General features: G+C 48.1%; 3 protein-coding genes. All 3 read right to left on the reverse strand.

What is annotated here, in order from left to right; translation table 11 throughout:
- Positions 1-113 precede the first annotated feature (113 nt).
- From ftnA to feoB, 3 genes are read right to left on the reverse strand one after another with little or no spacing between them, the layout of a single operon-like run.
- The gene (gene ftnA, locus ACN4EG_RS27470; protein WP_431633471.1) at positions 114-647 is read right to left on the reverse strand and encodes a non-heme ferritin; all 534 of its coding nucleotides are present in this window, start codon (positions 645-647) and stop codon (positions 114-116) included.
- Between the two features lie 19 nt (positions 648-666).
- A complete protein-coding gene (locus ACN4EG_RS27475; RefSeq protein WP_431633472.1) occupies positions 667-933 on the reverse strand; it encodes a FeoC-like transcriptional regulator in 267 nt (88 codons plus the stop codon).
- Positions 934-951: 18 nt separating this feature from the next.
- Entirely contained in the window at positions 952-2,997 is a 2,046-nt protein-coding gene (gene feoB, locus ACN4EG_RS27480) for a Fe(2+) transporter permease subunit FeoB (protein WP_431633473.1), read from the reverse strand.
- Positions 2,998-3,102: the final 105 nt, after the last annotated feature.

Raw genomic sequence — 3,102 nt, forward strand, 5'->3', positions numbered from 1 at the left:
TCATACAAATGGGTACTTGGAGTCATGATGGTTCGACTGGTTGTGTGGTAACTTCTAGCCTAAACCAGACTCCAACGCCCGTCCCGCTTTCGTTTTATTCCTCAATACTTTTGTCAGTCAAGCAGGGTCACAGTCTTATTAGAGGAGGTGTTGCGATTGGTAGCAAGGCTTCCGACTTCACGATCGATAAAAAATAGCCCCTGTCCTTCTGTCCCAATTAGTTTAATTTTATCTAGAATGCTCTTGAAAAGGAACTCTTCCTCATGCTGTTCAGCGACGTACCATTGCAGAAATTGCAGCGTGGAGTAATCTGGTTCTGTGTTGGCAAGATGCACTAAATCATTAATCTTGCGGGTAATGAACTGTTCGTGGGCGTAGATCTTGTCAAACATTTCCGTGAGGGAGCTGAATGCAGTTGGTGGGGCTTCCATTCCGCCAAGGATGGCAAAGGCACCCGTTTCTTGCAAATAGTGAATTAAACGCCGCATGTGGATCATTTCCTCGTCGGCATGTTGACTCAGGAACGTAGCACAGCCATCTAGCGCTTTATACGCACACCAAGAACTCATCTGTAGATATAGGTGTGCAGAAAACATTTCTAGATTGATTTGCTCATTCAATCGATCGATCATAGTTTGAGATAACATTCCGTGGCCTCCCCGGAGTTCAAGTTAGAATCGCAAGTGACTGGGTGATTGGGCGTGTCATTGAGGGATGAGACTCAACCCATGTATACATCTCTAGACTTTCTGGAGGACAACAATGGCATTGATTACAAGACTGACGCACACTCTTTTGTACACGACCTTTGCGGATGAGATGATCTAGCATCCCTCTGAGTGCATCAGCATCACTCTGGGAGTGTTGGCTCATTTCTTGCAGGGATGAGTGATGGTGAGTTCTCAAATAGGTTTGTAGCTCTTGTAGTAACATGGTCGCACTCCATTCAACCTATCGATTAACTAAGGTTTTCGGTTCCACGGTGCGCTGGGATGACGGTAAGTTACGGTTACGGTTGCTGAACCGATTGAGCCCTACAATCACGCTGACCATGACCACACTTAATCCCCCTAGCCACGAGATCGTACTGCCTGGGTGTTGATTAAAGGTCATCATTTGATAGTAAAAGGTTGCAACCCAGTAGGCCAATCCAGTCGTCCAGAGAGCTACAAACAGCGTCCACCCGATATTGGTTTCACGATAGACAGCAGCAGTTGCAGACACACAAGGAAAATAGAGCAGAACAAACAACAGGAAGGAGATCGCAGCGGTCGTGCTCCCAAACCGCGTGGCCATCTGCCCAAAGGTGGTGTAATGGATGGATTGTTCCTTTGCGGCAGCTTGTTGATCCCCTGTACTGCTGAGAATGCCCAAGCCGATCGGATCAAGCAATTGATTCGTCAACCCTGCTAGGTTGGTGGGAATGCTGGCCACCGCACTTCGGAGCCCGCCCCAAAAATCAAATTCTTCTGGGGGTTCGTTCGTGACTCTAGTAGCATCCTGGGCCAAGGTCGTGTAAAGGGAATCCATCGTGCCAACCATGACCTCTTTTGCAAAGACTCCTGTAAAGAGCCCTACCGTAGCTGGCCAATTATCCTGCTGAATGCCCATGGGGGTAAACACTGGGGTAATGGTACGACTGAAGGCACTCAGAATTGAATCCTGGCTATTTTGTTTACCGAAGGAGCCATCCACCCCTACGGAGTTAATCAGTCCTAGGATGATCACCATAATTACAATCATTTTCCCGGCTCGGCTAATAAACGTTTGGAGCCGTTCCCAGGCACGGAGCAGAACACCTTTGGGGGTAGGAAGATGATACGGGGGCAGTTCCATGACAAAAGGGGCGGCTTCTCCCCGAAAGAGGGTATGTTTCATGACCAATCCGGTGAAAATAGCCGCCAAAATTCCCAGAACATAGAGCAGGAAGACGATATTTTGACCATTCGTCGGAAAAAATGCTGCTACAAAGAGAGCATAGATGGGTAACCGTGCCCCGCAGGACATAAATGGGTTCATCAGGATGGTCATCAACCGATCTCGGCGATTTTCTAGGGTGCGGGTGGCCATAATACCGGGAATGTTGCAACCAAAGCTGACCATCATGGGCACAAAGGACTTACCGGGTAACCCCATAAAACGCATTAAGCGATCCATCACAAATGCTGCACGAGCTAGATAACCGGAGTCTTCTAGAATGGCAAGAAAGACGAAGAGTAAACCAATCTGGGGAATAAACGTCGCAGTGGTCTGAATACCCCCGCCTACGCCATCGGCTAACAGGCCAATCAGCCAACCGGGAGCTTGGATCTGTTGTAAAAGGTGGGTTGTTCCTCCCACCAAAATAGTGCCAATACCGATGTCAAAGAAATCAATGAAAGCACCTCCCAGGTTAATGGAAACCAGAAACATCAGGTACATCACTATTAAAAAAATAGGAATGCCCAAAAATCGGTTGAGAACCACACGATCGATGCGATCTGAAACCGTCTGTTTCACAAGATTGGTTCGTTCAGTTACATCTTGAATACGTTGACGAATCCAAGTATACCGACTGTCTGCAATCAGTAAGTCCGTATCTTCTCCGAGGGTTTGATGGATACGGTGACGGTGGTGCGCAATGCGGTGTAAGGTCTCTTGTCCAAGATCGGGTAGATGGCGATCGTCGTACTGCAACAGATTTAAGGCAAACCAGCGAAGATCCATAGAACGGGTATTGACATCCCGTGCCTGAAGAATGGGTTGCAAGTCGGTGAGGGCTTCCTCCACCACAGGAGGATAGGCAACATGGGTACTGGGAATGGTAGGGGTATCGAGAGCACGGTGCACAGCTTCTTTGAGGTGCTGTATGCCCTTGCCAGTATGGGCACATAGCGGAATAACGGGACAGCCCAGCCGCTCCGACAGCCGTCGATCATCAATACGAATTTCCCGTTTTGCCGCCAGATCCATCATATTTAGGGCAATTAGGATGGGGACACCTATTACCTCGGCAATTAAATAGAGTGAATTCTACAATGCAGCATAAGCAATCGATGGATGCTTGAAATAGTTTTTGACGCGAGCAGGCAACTTCTGCAACTTTCGCAATTGAGATAACAG

The sequence above is a fragment of the Alkalinema pantanalense CENA528 genome, assembly GCF_050753345.1.
Taxonomy (GTDB): Bacteria; Cyanobacteriota; Cyanobacteriia; order Leptolyngbyales; family Leptolyngbyaceae; genus Alkalinema; species Alkalinema pantanalense.